Raw genomic sequence first — 362 nt, 5'->3', positions numbered from 1 at the left:
AGCAATTTGTGGGGATCCCTCAGTTAAATCTCTCCATTTGTTTGATAGTGAGAAGAATTTCCAAATGATAGGCCTCGTCAGAGGCATATCGATTTAACTGCCACTCAAAACTTTCTAAATCGCCTTTAGAGTAATTAGCTCCGCGCTGTCGAACTTGCTCAATGTCCATTTCATGAGATAGGTAAGGATGTGAATGCATCATGCCTAATTGATAATAACCAAGTTGATCTGCAAGGCTCTCTTTCAGATCAGTGCTCTCTAAATTAAACTCAACGGATCCGCTTTTCATTACAGCAGAGGTATCCGCAGATAAGAATTGAACCTTGTGTGTAATCGTTTCGGAGTTTTTCAAGGTAGTTGTC

The 362-nt window shown here is 40.3% G+C and carries 1 pseudogene; it reads right to left on the bottom strand.

The features are described from left to right. Nucleotides 1-19: 19 nt before the first annotated feature. Nucleotides 20-362 (bottom strand): annotated as a pseudogene (locus tag A9165_RS16965) (hypothetical protein); the annotation flags it as partial.

The sequence above is a fragment of the Alishewanella sp. HH-ZS genome (assembly GCF_001704375.1).
GTDB lineage: Bacteria > Pseudomonadota > Gammaproteobacteria > Enterobacterales > Alteromonadaceae > Alishewanella > Alishewanella aestuarii.
The sequence above is the reverse complement of the archived record's forward strand: the minus strand, read 5'-3'. Positions and strand labels throughout refer to the sequence as shown.